Source organism: Kineococcus aurantiacus (assembly GCF_013409345.1).
In the GTDB taxonomy this organism is placed as follows: Bacteria; Actinomycetota; Actinomycetes; order Actinomycetales; family Kineococcaceae; genus Kineococcus; species Kineococcus aurantiacus.
This window is the reverse complement of the sequence record NZ_JACCBB010000001.1, coordinates 2,776,176-2,793,098: the sequence shown is the minus strand read 5'-3', so window position 1 is coordinate 2,793,098 and position 16,923 is coordinate 2,776,176. Positions and strand designations below refer to the sequence as shown.

Below are 16,923 nucleotides of genomic sequence, written 5' to 3'. Positions count from 1 at the left end.
GTGCGACGGCTACTCGGTCTTGTAGACGTCCTGCAGCAGGTACCCGCCGAGCGGGGTCACGCTGAAACCCTTGACCTTGTCGGTCGAGGCGTACACGTACGGCGAGTAGTACAGGTACGCGAGGAACGCGTCCTCGCTCGTCTTCTGCTGCAGCTGCGAGTAGAGCTGCTGACGCTTGGCGCTGTCGGTCTCCCGCTGCGCCTGCTTGTTCAGGTCGACGACCTCGGGGTTGTCGTAGGAGGTGAAGGCCGACTTCGACCCGCCCGTCGGGTCGACCGCGAAGGACGTCCACTGGTCGGGGTCGGGGATGTCCATGGTCCAGGCCGAGAGGGTCATGTCGAAGTCGGACGCGAGCCGCGCCTTCTTGTTCGCGGTCGGGTCGAGCTGCTTGATCTCCATCGTGATCCCGATGTCCTTGAGCTCGGACTGCAGGATCTGCGCGACCGACGCCTGGTTGGGGTTCCCCGAGGCGATCAGCAGGGTCGTGCTGAACCCGCCGGGCTTCGACGACTGCGCGAGCTCCGCCTTCGCCTTGGCGACGTCGAGCGTCGCCCCGCCGGCGTTCTCGTCGTAGTAGGGGGTTCCGGGCGAGAGCAGGGAGTTCGCCACCTCGCCGTTGCCGAACAGGACGGCCTTGACCATCGCCTGACGGTCGATGGCGTAGGAGATCGCGCGGCGGACGTGGACGTCGTCGAACGGCGCCCGCGTCTGGTTGAACGCCACGTAGTCGATCTGGGTCGAGGGGAACGTCTGGGCGTTCACCCCGGGGGCGGACTTCAACGACGCCAGGCTGGACCAGTCCGGGGTGTCGTCGATGTCGATCTGCCCGCCCTGCACCTGCAGCTTGCGGGTGTTGGCGTCGGGGACGACGTTCCACTGGACGCTGGACAGGTACGGCTTGCCCTTCTGCCAGTACTTGGTGTTCGCGGTCAGCTTGAGCGACTGCCCCTTCGTCCAGCTCTCCCAGACGTAGGGGCCGGTGCCGACGGGAGCGGCGTAGAACTCCTCGGCCGTCTTGCCGCCGTAGTCCACGGGGATGACGCCGTTGGAGAAGAGCGACAGGTCGGCGATCAGGGGCGCCCAGGCGTACTTGAGCTTGATGGTGACCGTGGAGTCGTCGGTCGCCTCGACGGAGTCGATGGCCGCGTTGATGAAGCCCCAGCCGGCCGCTCCCGTCTTGGTGTCCTCGTCGATCGAGAACTTGACGTCCTCGGCGGTCATCGGGGTCCCGTCGGAGAACACGACGTCCTTGCGCAGCGGGATCGTGTAGGTCAGACCGTCCGGCGAGATCGTGTACCCCGTGGCGAGCCAGGGTTCGACCTTCGTCCCGTCGGCGCTGGAGTGGAACAGCGGCTCCATGATCTGCTCCATCACGCGGATGGAGTTGTTGTCGAACGTCGTGGTCTTGTCCATCGAGATGATGTCCGCGGACCGCGCCATGACCAGGTCGCCGCCCTTGACGGGAGCGCCGCCCGCGGCGGTGCCACTGCCCCCGTCGTCGGCCGCACCGCACCCGCCGAGGGCGAGCGCCATCGTCAGGGCCAGTGCCCCGACCACTCCGAAACGTCTTCTCATCGGGAGCCTCACTCGTCTCTGCACCCGCGAGGGCGCCGGGGGTTTCGTGGTGGGACAGGGGACGTGCGCCACAGCTGCACCGTTGTAGCGATGGTTACAGTAGCCCCGTATTTTGTCCAGCTTGTTACGTTCGGGATACGTCGGTGTCACGTCCGCGCCGCCCACCTCCCGTCCGTCCGGGCCACCCGCCGGGCAGACTGCGCCCGTGGACCACGGACGACCCACCCGCCGGGCGCTGCTCGCCACCGGACTCGCCCTCGCGACCGCGGGCTGCACCGACGGCGGTGCGCAGAGCCCACCCACCCCCGGTGGCGACCCCGGTGGTGGTCCCAGCAGCCCCCCGACGACCCCCGGCTGGTCGGACCTCGAAGTCTCCGGCGGCCTCTCCCGCCCGGGCCAGGCCGGGTACGACCCCTCGACCCTGCTCTACAACCCGCGCTTCTCCCCCGCCCCGCAGGCCGTCGCGCACTGCCGCACCGCCGACGACGTCGCGGCCTGCGTGCGCCACGCGGGGCGGACCGGCACCGGACTGCGGCTGCGCGCGGGCGGGCACTCCTACGGGGGCTGGTCGGCCGGTGACGGTCTGGTCGCGGACCTGGCCGGGATGGACGCGGTGGAACTCGCCGCCGACGGCCGGACCGCCCGGATCGGCGCCGGGGCGCGGCTCGTCGACGTCTACACCGCGCTCGGCGCGCAGGGGGTCGCGATCGGAGCCGGGTCCTGCCCGACGGTGGGTTTCAGCGGGCTCACCCTCGGCGGGGGCGTCGGGGTCCTGGCCCGCTCGTTCGGGCTGACGTGCGACCAGGTCCGCTCGATCGACGTCGTGACCGCCGACGGGACGTCCCGCACGGTCGACGCCGGGAACGACCCCGACCTGTTCTGGGCGCTGCGCGGCGGGGGCGGCGGGATCGCGGCCGTCACGTCGTGGACGGTCGCCGTCCGTTCCGCGCCGCGCGTGACGGTGTTCTTCCTGCGCTGGGGCCTGGAACGGGGCGCGGACGTCCTGGCCGCCTGGCAGCGGTGGGCCCCCACCGCGCCCCGGGAGCTGTGGTCGACGTGCAAGCTGCTGCGCAACCCCGCCGACGGCGACCGCGTGCAGGTCTCCGGGGCCTGGACGGGGACGGCGGCGCTGGACCTGTCGGGGCTGCTCGCCGAGCTGCCGCCCCCGGCGGCGAACACCCACCGCACCCTGGGGTACCTCGACGCCATGCTCTACGAGGCCGGCTGCTCGGGCCTGGACGCGCAGGCCTGCACGGCGCGGGCGCTGGACGGCGCGCACCGCCAGCCGTTCGCCGCGACCAGCTCGATGCTCGGCACCGAGCTGCCGCAGGCCGGTCTCGACGCCGCCCTGGCCGCGGTGCGGGAGCTGCGGGCCCCCGCCGGGCTCGTCGAGGCGGGGATGTCGTTCGACGCCCTGGGCGGCGCGGTCGCCGACGTCGCCGCCGACGCGACGGCCTTCCCGTGGCGCACGGCGCTCGCCACGGTCCAGCACACCGCCACCTGGAGCGGTCCCGCGGACCCCGGGCCGTTCGACGCCGTCGTGGCCGGGACCCGTGACGCCCTCACGCCGTGGACGGGGACGGCGGCGTACGTGAACTACGCCGACGCCGGCCAGCCCGACCGGGCCGCGGCCTGCTGGGGCGGCAACCGGGGACGGCTGCAGCGGGTCGCGGCGGCCGCGGACCCCGACGGGGTGTTCGCCTTCCCCGGCGGGGTCCGCGCCTGAGCCGGCCGGCGAGAGGCAGACTGACCCGGTGAGCGCCAGGGAACTCGTCGTCCTCGGGACCGCGGGCCAGGCCCCCACCCGGGTGCGCAACCACAACGGCTACCTGCTCCGCTGGGACGGCACGTCGGTGCTGTTCGACCCCGGTGAGGGCACCCAGCGGCAGATGCTGCACGCGGGGGTCTCCGCGCCGCGCATCGAGCGGATCTGCGTGACCCACCGGCACAACGACCACTGCCTCGGCGTGCCCGGGGTGCTGAACCGGATGGCCCAGGACGGTCCCGGCCGGCCCGTCACCCTGCACGGGCCGGTCGACGCGTTCGAGCACCTGCGCGGCCTGGCCGTCGTCGCGCAGGCGAACGTGCAGGTCACCGTCGAGGGGGTGCCCACGCTCGACGAGTTCGTGCCCGTGGCGGACGTGGCGGGGTCCGCCCTCACGGCCCGCGCGCTGGACCACCGCGTCCCCGCGATCGGCTACCGGCTCACCGAACCCGACGGCACCACCTTCTCGGCCGGGGCGCTGGCCGCCGCCGGGATCAGCGGCCCCGACGTCGGGCGGCTCCAGCGCGAGGGGGAGCTGCGCGGGGTCCGGCTGGAGGACGTGAGCACCCGGCGGCCCGGGCAGGTCTTCGCCTTCGTCATGGACACCCGCGCCTGCCCGGCCGTCGCCGAGGTCGTGCGCGACGCCGACCTCGCCGTGCTGGAGTGCACGTTCGCCCACCGCGACCTGGACCTCGCCACCTCCCGCGGGCACCTCACGGCCCGGCAGGCGGCGGAGGCCGCCGTGGCGGCCGGGGTGCGCACCCTGGTGCTGACGCACTTCTCCCAGCGCTACGACCCCGAGGACCTGGGCCGGGAGGCGCGGGACGTCGTCGCCGCCCTGGGCGGGTCCACGACGGTCCACGTCGCGGCGGACCTCGACGTCGTCCCGCTGCCGGGACGCGCGGCCCGCAGTAGCGTCCCGGCATGAGCACGCACCCGTTCGACCCGGCCGACCCGCCCGTCCCCGAGCTGGAGGAGGACGAGGACGTGCCCCCGCGCCCCGAGGAGGAGGCCGCCGACGCCGAGCGGCTCCCCTGAACCCACCGGGCCCGGGCCTCAGCGCAGGCGCGCGCCGTCGTCGGGGGCGAAGAGGTAGACGCGGGCGGGCGGGGCCGTCAGGCGGACCGCCTCACCGCGCCGGTACGTGACGTCCGCGGGCGTCTGCACCACCACCGAGGAGTCCAGGCCCTCGACCCGCACGGTCGCGAGCCCGAACTCCAGGAGGTTCTCGTGGACGAGCACCTCCCCGGGCACCGAGGGCTCGTCGGCCGTGGCGATGCGGGCGTCCTGCGGCCGCACGCCCACCGTCACCGCGGTCCCGGCGGCGGCCGCCGAGGCCGTGGGCAGGGTCCCGTCGCGGCCCACGCGCACCGACCCCGGGCGGTCCACCACGCCCTCGACGAGGTTGATCTTCGGTTCGCCCACGAAGTCGGCGACGAAGCGGTTCGCCGGGTCGTCGAAGATCTCGTCGGCGGTGCCGAACTGCTGGATGACCCCGCCGTCCATGACGGCGAGCCGGTCGGCCAGGCTGAGGGCCTCCAGCTGGTCGTGGGTGACGACGATCGTCGTGTACCCGAACTCGCGCTGCAGGACCTTCAGCTCGCGGCGCACCCGTTGCCGCTGCGCGGCGTCGAGGTGCGACAGCGGTTCGTCGAGCAGCAGCACGGGCGGGTTGCGCACCAGGGCGCGGGCCAGGGCGACGCGCTGCTTCTGCCCGCTGGACAGCCCCGCCGGTCGCAGCGGCAGCAGGTCGGTCATCTCCAGCCGCTCGGCGATGGCCCGCACGCGGGCGTCGGCGTCCTTCACCCCGCGCGCCTTCAGGCCGTAGGAGAGGTTCTGCTCCACGTCGAGCGGGGGGTAGAGGGCGTAGCTCTCGAACCCCACCCCGACGTCGCGCTTGCCCGGCGGCAGGTGCGGGATGGAGCGGTCGCCGATGCGGATGTCGCCGGAGGTGACGGTCTCCAGCCCGGCGATCATCCGCAGCGTCGTCGTCTTCCCGCACCCCGACGGCCCGAGGAGGGCGACCAGCTCGCCGGGCTCGATGCGCAGGTCGATGCCCTTGACGGCGTGGAACGCCTCGCGGCCGCGGCTCTCGTACCGCTTGTGCAGACCGTCCAGGACCAGCGCCTTGGCGGTCGTCTGCGTCAGGACGCTCACCGCGCCACCCCCTCGTGCGTGGCCGGACCCAGCCGGACGGAATCCTCGGACGGTGCGCCCGGGGCGAAGACGTGCACGTTCTCCAGCGCCAGGTGCAGGTCGACGACGTCGCCCTCGCGCGCCCCGGCGTCGGAGTCGGCGACGACGATGACGTGCTCGGGGTCCCCGGCGGGGCCGACGTCGACGCTGAACTCCATGAGCCGGCCCAGGCGCTCGGCCAGCGAGACCCGGCCGCGCAGCGACAGCGTCCCCGGTCCCCCGGCGCCCAGCTGCAGGTCCCGGGGGCGGATCCCGACGCGGGCCCGCCCGGCGGGCAGGTCCAGGTGCCGGGGCAGCGGCAGGCTCAGGTCTCCGCCGGCGCCGCGCAGGGCGCCGCCCTCGGCGGTGACGTCGAAGAGGTTGATCTCGGGCTGGCCGAGGGCCTTGGCGACGAACGTGTCGACCGGCCGGCGCCAGATGTCCTCCGGCGTGCCGACCTGCACGACGCGGCCCGAGCGCAGGACCGCGATGCGGTTCCCCAGCGCCAGGGCCTCCTGGTAGTCGTGCGTGACGTACAGGGACGTCGTGTTCGACATCTCCCCCAGCTGCTTGAGCTCGGCGCGCATCTGGGCGCGCAGCTTGGCGTCCAGGTGGGAGAGGGGCTCGTCGAGCAGGTACACGTCGGCGGGCCGGACGAGCACCCGGCCCAGGGCGACGCGCTGGCGCTGGCCGTTGGACAGCTCCCGCGGGAACCGCTTGAGCAGGTGGGCGATGCCGAGGGTCGTGGTGACGGCCTCGATGCGCTGCCGCTGCTGCTCGGCGGAGTACTTCCCGGTCCGCCCCGACCGCAGGGGCGAGGCGAGGTTGTCGAACACCGTCTTCTGCGGGTAGAGGGCGTAGCTCTCGAACGCCATGGCGACGTTGCGGTGGTAGGGCTCGACGCCCTCCATGGGGACGCCGGCGATCTCGACGTCGCCGGCCTCGGCGTCGACGAGCCCGGCGACGCTCTTGAGCAGCGTCGTCTTCCCCGCCCCCGAGGGGCCCAGGACGACGAAGAACTCCCCGTCGCCGATGTCGAGGTCGACGTCCCGCAGGGCCTCGACGGCGTTCTTGCCCGTCCCGTAGGTCTTGCACAGGTTCGCGATGCGCACGGTGGCCATCAGGCCTTCACCGCCCCGAACGACAGGCCCCGCACCAGGTACCGCTGGATGGTGAGCGCGAGGACGAGCGGCGGCAGCGCGCCGAGCAGGGCCGCGGCTGCCGTGAGGTTGTAGTACGCCTGCCCGCCGCCGCCGAGGTACTTGGTCACCGCGACGGTGACGGTGGTGGCCGCGGAGTCGGTGAGGATCAGCGGGAAGAGGTAGTTGTTCCAGGCGAAGATGAACGCCAGCAGCGCGGCGGCCGCGATGCCGGGCCGCACCAGCGGCAGCGCCACGGTGAGGAACGCCCGGGTGCGGGTGTAGCCGTCGAGCAGGGCCGCCTGCTCCAGCTCGGGGGCCAGGTCAGTGAAGTAGGAGCGCAGGATCCACACGACCAGCGGCATCGTCACCAGCTGCAGCACCCACACCATGCCGAGCTTGGTGTCGAAGATGCCGAGGGTGTTGTAGATGACGAAGAGCGGGACGATGACCATGAGCTCGGGGGCGAACCGGAACGACAGCATCTGGAACATGAGGTCCTCGGACCCGCGGAACTTCCACCGGCCCGCCGCGTAGGCGGCGGGGATGCCGACGACGAGGGACACCAGGACCGCCCCGGCGCAGTTCAGGACGCTGGTGAGCAGGGCGTGCCCGAAGTCGACGCTCGTGAGGTCCTCCCCGCGCTGGGACAGGACCGTGCCGAAGTTCGCCAGCGTCGGGGAGAACTGGAAGTACGTGGACGTCTGCTGGGCGTCGTTCTTCAGCGCGAGCAGGACCATCCACACCAGCGGGAACAGCGAGAACACGAACCAGGCGAGGATCGCGAGGTCGGCGACCACCGACCCCGGGGTCACCCGCTTCTGCCCGGGGGTGAGCTCCCGGGCGAACCGCGACGCCATCAGGCCCCCGCTCCCGCAGCACGACGCTGCGCCTTGCCCAGCACGCTCACGAGGTAGCGCGCGGTGATGAACACGATGATCCACAGCAGGAACATGTAGGTGCTGCCGCGGGAGTAGTTCAGGTTGGTGATGGAGTCCTCGAACGCCCCGATCTGCAGCGTCGTGGTGGTGACGCCGGGGCCGCCGGCGGTGAGGACGTACACCGCGTCGAAGACCTTCAGGCAGTCCATGAACCGGAAGATGACGGCGACCAGGATGTAGGGCCACATCATGGGCAGCATGAGCCGGCGGAACATGTAGAACCAGCTCGCCCCGTCCACGTCGGAGGCCTCGAAGGGCTCCCGCGGCAGGGACCGGATGCCGGCCAGGACGAGGATCGCGACGAACGGCGTGTAGATCCACACGTCGACGAGGATCGTCGAGGCCAGCGCCCGGTCCTTGCTGAGCCAGTCGAACGTCGAGCCCAGCCCCAGGACGTGGTTGAGGACCCCGAACTGCGGGTTGAACATGAGCTTCCAGATCACCCCCGCGATGACGGGGGCGATCATCAGCGGCAGGATGAGGAGCCGCTCGAACGTCTTGCCGATGAGCGTCGACCGGTTGAGCAGCAGCGCGATCGCCACGCCCAGCACGGTCTCCAGCCCGGTGGCCGCCACCGCGTACAGCAGGGTCGTCCCGGCGCTGCGCCAGAACAGCGCGTCGCCCAGGACGCTGCGGTAGTTGTCGATGCCGACGAACGACGGCGACGGGTTGGTCGCCGCGTAGTTCAGCACCGTGTAGTACACGCCGTAGAAGAACGCGTACAGGATGCCGATGATCAGCAGGACGGCCGGCACCGACAGCAGGTACGGGCGCAGCCCGCGCCGCCACGCCGGGACCCTGCGGACCGTCCCGGTGCCCCGGGACGTCTCCCGCGGGGGCGTGCGGCCTCCGACGGTGGTCGCCACGGCTCCTCCTCCCTTGCCCGATCCCCGGGGGATCAGGCGTTGATCTTGTCCGTGTTGGCCTCGGCGAGCTCGTCCAGCCGCGACTTGGCGTCGGCGCCGGAGTAGATGTCCTGCAGGGCCACGGCCCAGTCCTCGGTGGTCTCGAAGAACTTGGTCTGCGGCGTGAACTGGATCTTCGTGGAGTCGATGACCTTCTCGAACGTCTCCAGGTACCCGGGGAAGTCACCGAGGGTCTGCTTGAAGGACCCGTCGAACACCGAGGCCCGGGTGGGGTCGGCGAAGGTCGACGCGGTCGCCTTGTTCATGGCGTCCTTGCCCGTCGCCCACTGGATGAACAGCCACGCGGCCTGCTTCTTCTTCGACGCCGCGTTCATGGCCAGCGACCACGTCCACAGGTTGGTGGCGTAGCTGCCGTCCGGGCCGGCCGGGCCCGGGTACCAGGCGAGGTTGCCGGCCTGGGCGCTGGCCCCGGCCTTCTGCTTGGGGTACGTCGCGCTGTCGGCGTCGTAGACCATCATGGCGTTGCCGTTGCCCAGGTCGCCGGTGCACTGCGGGTAGTCGTAGGTGGTCCACGACGTCGGGCCGGCGTTCTTGGCCAGGTCGACCCACTTCTTGGTGAACTCCACGGCCTTGTCGGAGTTCATCGCCGCGGTGTAGGTGGTGCCCTCGGCGGTGTAGTCCTTCGCGCCCTCGCGACTGAACTGCGTCATGAAGCCGGGGTGGATGGTGGCCCACGACTTCGAGCCGCGGAACGCGACGCCGTAGCGGTTCTGCGAGCGGTCGGTGAGGTCGGTGGCGAGCTGGATGAAGTCGTCGAACGTCTCCGGCAGCGCGATGCCGCGGGCGTCGAACTCCTTCTTGTTGTACGCGACGACATTGGTCTCGAAACCCCACGGGATGGTCCACTGGCCGCCGGTGCCGAGCTCGGAACCCTTCTCGAAGTCCCAGCGCGTGGAGGTGCGCAGCCCCTCGTAGATGTCCTCGAAGTCGTACTCGTCGCTGGTGGCCGAGGAGTTCTCGATCCAGGGCTTGAGGTCCTCCATCCAGCCGGGCGGACCGTACTGCCAGATGAAGTACGCACCGGTCATGAAGACGTCGTGGGCGCCGGTCTTGCCGGCGAGCTCGGTGTTCAGCTTGGTGAAGTAGTCGGCCTCGGCCACGAGGTCGGCCTGCACCTCGATGCCGGTGAGCTCGGTGAACTCCTTCAGCAGCGGCTGGAACGCCTGCTGGTAGGGGTGGGGCGTCTGGAGGATCTTGATGCTCTCGCCGTCGAGCGCCTTCCAGTCGAAGGACCCCGTGACCTCGCCGGCGCCGTTGGCGCTGGCCGCGTCGTCGCCGCCTCCCCCGCCGGTGCCGACACCGCAGCCGTAGAGCATCGGGACGGCGGCGGCACCGCCCATGGCGGCGAGCAGGGAACGGCGGGCGACCTTCTTCTTCGGGACGTGCAGTCCGCTCTCGGACCGCGTGAACTCGTTCATGGCTGACGCTCCATCGCGTGGGAGGGTGGGTTCCACCGCCCCGCCGACCGCAACGGTCCGGGGTGGCGGGCGTGCCGGGTCAGGGGATGAGGGAGACCTTGACGGAGTTGGCGGAGTCGGCCACGAGGTCGAGGCCCTTCTGGAACTCCGCGAGGGGCAGCTGGTGGGAGCAGATCTCGTCCAGCGGCAGCCGGCCGGACTCGATGAGCCGCAGCGCCGCCGGCCAGGTGTTCTGGCCCAGGTGGGCGCCGAGGACGTTGAGCTCCTTGTCGTCGCTGATGATCGACCAGTCGACGGTCACCGGGTCCTTGAAGACGGAGTACTCCACGAAGGTGCCGAGCTTGCGCAGCAGGTTCAGCCCCTGCGCCACGGCCGAGGGGTGCCCGGTGCCCTCGATGTAGACGTCGGCGCCGTAGCCGCCGGTGAGCTTCTTGACCTCCTCGACGACGTCGACCTCGGTGATGTTGAACACCGTGTCGGCGCCGCACTTCTTCGCCAGTTCCAGCTTCTGCGGCAGCGCGTCGAGCGCGATGATCCGCTTGGGGAACTTGGCCGCCGCCCCGGCGATCATCCCCAGGCCGATGGGGCCGCACCCGGCGACGACGACGGTGTCGTCGAAGCGGATGTCGGCGCGCTCGACGGCGTGCAGGGCGCAGGACAGCGGCTCGGCGTAGGCGACCTGCCACGGCGGGACGTCCTCGGGCGCCTTGTGGACCAGCGCCTCCTTCGGCAGCACCAGGTACTCGGCCATGGCGCCGGGGGTGCGGCGCTTGAAGCCGAACATGTCGTGCGGCTGGCACATGTGGTAGTCGCCGCGGTTGCAGTACCGGCACTCCCAGCAGGGCACGATCTGCTCGGCGACGATCCGGTCGCCGACCGCGACGCCCCAGCGCTTCGAGGCCTCCTCGTCGATGGCGGCGATCCGGCCGGTGAACTCGTGCCCGGGGACGGTGTCCGTCTCGGCCCAGGCGGGGCGGTTCTCGTCGCCCCAGAACTTCGCCGCGCCGTGGTAGCACTTCAGGTCGCTGGCGCAGATGCCGACGGCCTCGACCTTCAGCAGCGCCTCCCCCGGCCCGGCGACGGGGACGGGCACCTCCTCGAGCCGGTAGTCGTGGGGGCCGTGCACGATCACGGCCTGCATGGTGTCTGCCATGGACTGCTCCTTCGCAGCGTCCCGGCGCTGGCCGGGGCGGGAACGGGTGAGGTCGGCTGTGGGTGACGGCTCGTCGGCGGGCCGTCGTCATCGTCCGAGGCGCCACGGCCACCGGCTGGTCCCGGAACTGCTCCGTGGTCTTCCGAACGCTAGGGCGTGTGCGGCACACTTGTCCAGCACATGCGTGCAACGAACCGGTGACCGGTGCGGCGACGGCGCCGCCGGCCCGCGGAGCAGGGAGGGGGCGAGGGTGCCGAACAGCGAGCGGTTCCCCCTGACCCTGGCGCACACCGCCGCGACGCTGTACTACCTGCACGACGCGACGCAGGCCGAGATCGCCGAGCGCCTCGGCACCTCCCGCGCCACCGTCAGCCGCCTGCTGCGGGAGGCCCGCGACCGCGGCCTGGTCCGCATCGAGGTGCTCCCCCTGCCCGTCGAGGACACCCCCGAGCTCGCCGAGCGGCTGCGCACGGGCCTGGGCCTGCAGCAGGTGACGCTGTGCCCGGCCACGAGCGCGGCCCACGTGGCCGAGGCGGTCTCCCCCACGGTCGGCGCCGTGCTCTCCGAAGTGGGCCTGCACCCCGGGGACGTCCTGCTCGTGTCCTCCGGCCGTACCGTCCACGAGATCGCCGAGCGGGAACTGCCCGCGCTGCCCGGGGTCGTCGTCGCCCCCATGGTCGGGGGCCAGGACGAACCCGAGGCGTGGTACCAGACCAACGAGATCACCCGCCGGATCGCCGTCGGCGTCGGCGGGACCCCGAGGTTCCTGCACGCCCCCGCGTTCCCCGGGCACGCCCTGCGCCGCAGCCTCGTCGAGGACCCCGAGTTCCAGCGGTTCGAGCAGTTGTGGCACGGCGCGCGCTGCGCGCTCATGGGGGTCGGCGCTCCCCCGCTGCGCCGGGAGTCGATCCCCGGTTTCGTCCCCACCGAGCAGGAACCCCTGCGCCGCGCCGTCGGCGACGTCGTCTCCCGGTTCTACGACGCCGACGGCGTGGAGGTGTCCTACGCAGGCGCCGACCGGCTCATCGCCATCCCCCTCGCGGTCCTGCGCGAGGTCCCCGTGCGCATCGCCGTCGCCTACGGCGACCTGAAGGTCCCCAGCATCGTCGCCGGTGCCCGCGGCGGCTGCTTCACCCACCTCGTCACGGACCCGGCCACGGCCTCGGGTCTGCTCACGCTCCTGGAGGAACAGTGATCCCCACGTCGTTCGACCTCAGCGGCCGGCGCGCCCTCGTGACGGGCGCGACGCAGGGCCTGGGCCGCGACCTCGCGGGCACCCTGGCCGCCGCCGGGTGCGACCTCGTGGTCAGCGCCCGCGACCGCGACGGCCTCGAACGGCTCGCCGCGCAGCTGCGGTCCGAGCACGGCGTGCGGGTCGCGGCGGTCGCGGCCGACCTGTCCGACGCCGCGGCCACCGAGACGCTCGCCGCGTCCGCGCTGGACGCCTTCGACGGCCTGGACGTCCTGGTGAACAACGCGGGGATCTCGGTGCCGCAGGCGGTCGTCGACGTCGACGCCGCGACGTGGGACCGGGTGCTGGCCGTGAACCTGCGGGCCCCCGCGCTGCTGGGCTCCCGCGTGGGCGGGGCCATGGCGCGCGCCGGGCGGGGCAGCATCGTCAACGTCTCGTCCGTGGCGGGGTCCCTGGCCCTGGCCGAGCACTTCTCCTACTGCGCCAGCAAGGCGGCGCTGGTGATGGCGACGAAGGTGCTCGCCCTGGAACTGGGCCCGTCGGGGGTCCGCGCGAACTCCGTGAGCCCCACCGTCGTCATGACCGAGATGGGGCAGCGGGTCTGGGGCGAGGAGGCGAAAGCGGCACCGATGATCTCCCGCATCCCGCTGGGGCGCTTCGCCCAGCCCGGCGACGTCAGCGACGCCGTGCTGTTCCTGGCCTCCGACGCCTCGGGCATGGTGAACGGCGTGGACCTCACCGTCGACGGGGGTTTCTCGGTGGCCTGAACGGCCCGCCCTCAACCCCGGCCGACGAACGGCATGGTCGTGGCCATGACCGTCATCGACAGGACGTTCGCCGACAGCGGCAGGGAGGCCATGTACCGCACGGCCTCCCCCACCTCGGGCAACCCCATCGTGGGCTCGACGGCGAGGGAACCGTCCGCCTGCGGGACGCCGGTCTCCACCGTCGACAGCAGGTCGGTGCGGACGTTGCCGATGTCGATCTGCCCGCAGGCGATGCCGAAGGGACGGCCGTCGAGGGCGGTCTGCCGGGTGAGCCCGGTGATCGCCGTCTTCGTCGCGGTGTAGGGCGCGGCGTTCGGGCGGGGGGCCATCGAGGAGACCGACCCGTTGTTGATGATGCGGCCGCCGCCGGGGTCCTGGCGCTTCATCTGCCGGAACGCCGCGCGGGTGCACAGGAACGTGCCCGTGAGGTTCACCGCGACGACGTCGTGCCAGCGCTGGACGTCGAGCTCGTCGATGGGCACCTGCGGCGCGGTGGTCCCCGCGTTGTTGACCAGCAGGTCCAGCCGGCCGAAGCGGTCCACGACGGCCGCGAACAGGGCGTCGACCTCGTGCTCGTCGGACACGTCGGCCCGGTGCACGGAGGTGGTCCCGCCGATCTCGGCCGCGGCCTCGCGCAGGACGCCCTCCCGACGACCGGCGAGGGCCACCGAGAAACCCGACTGCACGAGGGCGGCGGCGATGGCGCGGCCGATGCCGGTGCCCGCGCCCGTCACCAGGGCGATCTTCTCCACGACGGCATGCTGCCACCTCACCCCGGGCAGGTCCCGGCGACCCGGCGACCCGGGGTCCCGCGCCGGGGACGCGGAACGGCCGGGCACCCCGCGGGGTGCCCGGCCGGTGCGCCGGAGCGGGTCAGCGGGCGGTCGAGGACCGGTCGCGGCCGTGGCTGCGGACGTCGACGTCGTCGAACTCGCGGTCGTCGCCCTCGACCTCCTTGGCCAGCAGGCCGGAGCCGATCGCCCACAGGGCGGCACCGACGATGCCGATGAAGACGCCGATCGAGGCGGCGAGGTCGTCACCGCGCTCCAGGCCCCCCATGGGGTTGAGCGCGAAGGCGATGCACTGGATGGTCGCGGCGATCGCCACGGCCATGGACACCAGCGTCAGGCCGCGGTGCTGCCCGCGGCGGGCCCGCTTGGCGGCGTAGGCCATCGCCAGCAGCAGGCCGATCCCGAGGTAGGCCACGAACGGCACGAGGGAGTCGGTCTCGTAGCCGGTGCGGTCGGTCTGGCTGCCCTCGAGGTGCACCCAGTTGAAGAAGGGGGCGACGTTGAAGACGACGACGCCCACCGCGGCCAGGCCCAGCCCGCCCTTGCCGGCGGTGCGGACGCGGTTGCGGTTCGTGCTCGTGGTGTCGTGCGGTTCGGCCGTGGCCATGGGAGGTCCTTTGCTCGAGAACGGGACGTCGGCGCGTGGCGCCGTCGTCGGCGGGGCGGCGGAGGTGCGCTCCTCCGCGGTGCGGGACCGCCGGCAGGGTTCTCGACCGGGCGGTCACCAGGACAGGCCCGTCTTGTTGCAGGCGGGGGGAGGTCGCCGTGACGGCGTCGCGTCCCCCGGTGCTCCCAGGAGAGCACAGGCCCCCGGGGTGCGCGACCGGGAACCGCCCCGGCAGGCCCGCGCGGGGAGTTCGGGACCGTCCCGCGACCTGCCCGCGACCGTCCCGCGACCGTCCCGCTACCGCCGCAGCGGCCACCCGGCGGGCGCGTCCGGCCCCAGCCGGTCCAGGACGGCCTCGAACTGCACCGCGTCCAGGTAGGAGGGGTTGCTGCCGGCGGCCATGCGCACGACCTCGGCGGTGCGGAACCGGGCGTCGGCCACCAGGTCGGCGCGCGGCACGGCCGAGGGCAGCACGGCCAGTTCGACGTGGACCCCGGCGCCCGGGCCGTCCACGCCCACGTCCACCCCGGAGGCCAGCCACCCGACGGCCCCCACGCCCGGTTCGACCCGGCCGCTGACCCACAGCACGCACGGTTGCCCGGGCCGCAGCAGGTCCAGGCGGTAGGTGGGGCGCAGGCAGCGGCGCAGCGTCACCGTCCCGGTGGGGTCGCGCGGCAGCCCGTCGGGCCACCCGGCCGACTTCACCAGCCAGCACGCCACGTCCGGTCCGCTCAGCGCCACCGCACCATGGTGGCTCACCGGGCGCGGTCGCGGGTCGGGTGCCCGGCGCGTACCCCGTGACCGCCTGCGTCGCAGCGCACCACCTCGACGGGCCGACCCGGGTCATGGCGGGGCCCGACCCTCAGGTGGGCGCGCCCGGCGTCGATGGGGCGGGGACCGGTTCCACCCTCCTGAGGAGTCACCGCATGCCCCGTCGTCGCGGCCCGTCCGACGCTGCCCGCCCCACGGGGCCCGTGCCGCGGGACGTGGAGGCGCTGGAGCAGGTCCTCGTCGCCTTCGACGGCGGGGTGGCCGACGCCCAGGACGCCCGGGTGAAGCTCACCGACGCCATGGTCGGCACCCTGGACCTGGCCTACGGCGCCCGGTGGGTCCCCGACGCCTCCGGTCGCCTGGCCCTGGCGTACGAGACGGGCCCGCTGGCCCCCACCCTGGGGGCCGGCGCCGCGCGCCGCACGCTGGTCGAGGAGGCCGCGGCCGGTCAGCGTCCCGTGGTGGTGGACACCTCCGGCGCGCCGGGCGGGACGTCGTGCCCGCGGTGGCAGGCGGCGCAGGGCGCGGGCATGGTCGCCGGCGCGGCCGTGCCGATGATGGACGAGGGTGACGTCGTGGGCGTCATGGAGTTCTACAGCGACCACTGCCTGCCGCGGTTCGGGGACGAGAAGTGGCGCGCCATCGGCCGCATCGCGACCCTCGCCCGCCGGCAGGCGCTGGCCACCTCGGCGGCGCAGGAGATGCTCGACGACCGGCAGGCCGTCACGACCGTCGTCACCGAGATCGGCCGGGCCGCCGACGAACCGGCCGCCATCCGCACCGCGCTGGAAACCGTGCGCACCGCCTTCGGCTGGGCGTACGGGTCGTTCTGGGGCCTGGACGAGGACGCCGGCGCGCTGCGGTTCAGCCTGGAGTCGGGGTCGGCGGGCGAGGAGTTCCGCCGCGTCACGCTGGCCGCGTCGTTCGCCGAGGGCGTGGGCCTGTCGGGCCGGGCCTGGCGCGCCCGGGACCTGGTGTTCGTCCGGGACCTCGCGGAGGTGACCGACTGCGTCCGCGCCCCCGCGGCGCAGCGGGCCGGGGTGCGTTCGGGCGTGTGCTTCCCGGTCCTGGACGGCGAGACCGTCGTGGGGACGATGGACTTCTTCACCACGGACACGATCGAGCTGTCGGACTCGCGCGCCGCGGCGCTGCGCAACGTCGCCCAGCTCGTCTCCCAGCGCCTGTCGGTGCTGCGCCGCGCGGCGCAGGACGCCCGGAACGCGCAGCTGCTCCTGGACACCGTGGCGCAGCTGCGCGAGGCGACCCTGGACGCCGGGCGGGTGGCGCAGGAGGCGACCGAGCGGTCCGCGGCGATGATCGCGGACGTGGCGCAGCTGGGCAGCGCGTCCAGCGCCGTCGGGGACGTCGTCGGCATCATCTCCAAGATCGCCGGGCAGACGAACCTGCTGGCCCTCAACGCCACCATCGAGGCGGCCCGCGCCGGGGAACTGGGCCGGGGTTTCGCCGTCGTCGCCGAGGAGGTGAAGGAACTGGCGCGGGAGACCGCCTCGGCCACCCAGCAGGTCGTCGACCACATCGCCGGGATCCAGACCAGCAGCGAGTCGGTGAGCGGGGGCATCCACGCCACCAGCGACATCATCGGCCAGCTCGACGACGTCCAGGCCCGCATCGACGACGTGCTGGAGAAGCAGATCGCCATGGCGGCCCGCTTCGAGCGCTGAGCCGGTCCCACCCGCCGGCCC

General features: G+C 72.9%; 15 protein-coding genes. 5 read left to right on the top strand and 10 right to left on the bottom strand.

Annotated elements, in window-relative coordinates; all coding sequences use genetic code 11:
- Window positions 1-9 precede the first annotated feature (9 nt).
- The gene (locus BJ968_RS13500; protein ID WP_179752649.1) at window positions 10-1,575 is read right to left on the bottom strand and encodes an ABC transporter substrate-binding protein; all 1,566 of its coding nucleotides are present in this window, start codon (window positions 1,573-1,575) and stop codon (window positions 10-12) included.
- A 205-nt stretch (window positions 1,576-1,780) separates the two neighbouring features.
- Between BJ968_RS13500 and BJ968_RS13495 the strand changes: the two genes are divergently transcribed.
- Together BJ968_RS13495 and BJ968_RS13490 are read left to right on the top strand one after the other, a co-directional pair.
- Window positions 1,781-3,301 (top strand): FAD-binding protein, encoded by a 1,521-nt coding sequence (locus BJ968_RS13495; RefSeq protein WP_179752647.1) that lies wholly within the window; start codon window positions 1,781-1,783, stop codon window positions 3,299-3,301.
- Between the two features lie 28 nt (window positions 3,302-3,329).
- Entirely contained in the window at window positions 3,330-4,268 is a 939-nt protein-coding gene (locus BJ968_RS13490) for an MBL fold metallo-hydrolase (protein ID WP_179752645.1), read from the top strand.
- A 128-nt stretch (window positions 4,269-4,396) separates the two neighbouring features.
- On the opposite strand, the gene BJ968_RS13485 is transcribed toward BJ968_RS13490, so the two are convergent.
- The 6 genes from BJ968_RS13485 to BJ968_RS13460 all read right to left on the bottom strand — a co-directional run bounded on the left by BJ968_RS13485 (window position 4,397) and on the right by BJ968_RS13460 (window position 11,092).
- Window positions 4,397-5,497: an ATP-binding cassette domain-containing protein gene (locus BJ968_RS13485; RefSeq protein WP_179752643.1), complete on the bottom strand. Its 1,101-nt coding sequence runs from the start codon at window positions 5,495-5,497 to the stop codon at window positions 4,397-4,399.
- The gene (locus tag BJ968_RS13480) at window positions 5,494-6,636 is read right to left on the bottom strand and encodes an ABC transporter ATP-binding protein (protein ID WP_179752641.1); all 1,143 of its coding nucleotides are present in this window, start codon (window positions 6,634-6,636) and stop codon (window positions 5,494-5,496) included. Before BJ968_RS13480 ends, BJ968_RS13485 begins: the two co-directional genes overlap by 4 nt.
- Window positions 6,636-7,514 carry a carbohydrate ABC transporter permease gene (locus tag BJ968_RS13475; protein ID WP_179752639.1) on the bottom strand — a complete coding sequence of 293 codons (879 nt, stop codon included), beginning with the start codon at window positions 7,512-7,514 and terminating at the stop codon, window positions 6,636-6,638. The genes BJ968_RS13480 and BJ968_RS13475 overlap by 1 nt, the downstream gene beginning before the upstream one ends.
- A complete protein-coding gene (locus BJ968_RS13470) occupies window positions 7,514-8,371 on the bottom strand; it encodes an ABC transporter permease subunit (RefSeq protein WP_179756665.1) in 858 nt (285 codons plus the stop codon). Before BJ968_RS13470 ends, BJ968_RS13475 begins: the two co-directional genes overlap by 1 nt.
- Window positions 8,372-8,493: 122 nt before the next feature.
- Window positions 8,494-9,939 carry an extracellular solute-binding protein gene (locus tag BJ968_RS13465; RefSeq protein WP_179752637.1) on the bottom strand — a complete coding sequence of 482 codons (1,446 nt, stop codon included), beginning with the start codon at window positions 9,937-9,939 and terminating at the stop codon, window positions 8,494-8,496.
- Window positions 9,940-10,018: 79 nt separating this feature from the next.
- A complete protein-coding gene (locus tag BJ968_RS13460; protein WP_218885037.1) occupies window positions 10,019-11,092 on the bottom strand; it encodes a zinc-binding dehydrogenase in 1,074 nt (357 codons plus the stop codon).
- 250 nt (window positions 11,093-11,342) lie between these two features.
- Here BJ968_RS13460 and BJ968_RS13455 point away from each other — a divergent pair, with 250 nt between their 5' ends.
- Together BJ968_RS13455 and BJ968_RS13450 are read left to right on the top strand one after the other, a co-directional pair.
- Entirely contained in the window at window positions 11,343-12,287 is a 945-nt protein-coding gene (locus tag BJ968_RS13455) for a sugar-binding domain-containing protein (RefSeq protein WP_179752635.1), read from the top strand.
- On the top strand, window positions 12,284-13,051 hold the full coding sequence (locus BJ968_RS13450; protein WP_179752633.1) for a glucose 1-dehydrogenase: 768 nt from the start codon (window positions 12,284-12,286) through the stop codon (window positions 13,049-13,051). The genes BJ968_RS13455 and BJ968_RS13450 overlap by 4 nt, the downstream gene beginning before the upstream one ends.
- Before the next feature lie 11 nt (window positions 13,052-13,062).
- Here BJ968_RS13450 and BJ968_RS13445 read toward each other — a convergent pair whose 3' ends face one another.
- From BJ968_RS13445 to BJ968_RS13435, 3 genes are all read right to left on the bottom strand, one after another.
- On the bottom strand, window positions 13,063-13,803 hold the full coding sequence (locus tag BJ968_RS13445; RefSeq protein WP_218885035.1) for an SDR family NAD(P)-dependent oxidoreductase: 741 nt from the start codon (window positions 13,801-13,803) through the stop codon (window positions 13,063-13,065).
- Window positions 13,804-13,924: 121 nt separating this feature from the next.
- A complete protein-coding gene (locus tag BJ968_RS13440; RefSeq protein ID WP_179752629.1) occupies window positions 13,925-14,449 on the bottom strand; it encodes a hypothetical protein in 525 nt (174 codons plus the stop codon).
- Window positions 14,450-14,746: 297 nt separating this feature from the next.
- Window positions 14,747-15,190: a hypothetical protein gene (locus BJ968_RS13435; RefSeq protein WP_179752626.1), complete on the bottom strand. Its 444-nt coding sequence runs from the start codon at window positions 15,188-15,190 to the stop codon at window positions 14,747-14,749.
- A gap of 185 nt (window positions 15,191-15,375) precedes the next feature.
- Here BJ968_RS13435 and BJ968_RS13430 point away from each other — a divergent pair, with 185 nt between their 5' ends.
- Complete coding sequence (locus tag BJ968_RS13430; RefSeq protein WP_179752625.1) at window positions 15,376-16,902, top strand: methyl-accepting chemotaxis protein; 1,527 nt, start codon at window positions 15,376-15,378, stop codon at window positions 16,900-16,902.
- The last annotated feature ends 21 nt before the right edge of the window (window positions 16,903-16,923 follow it).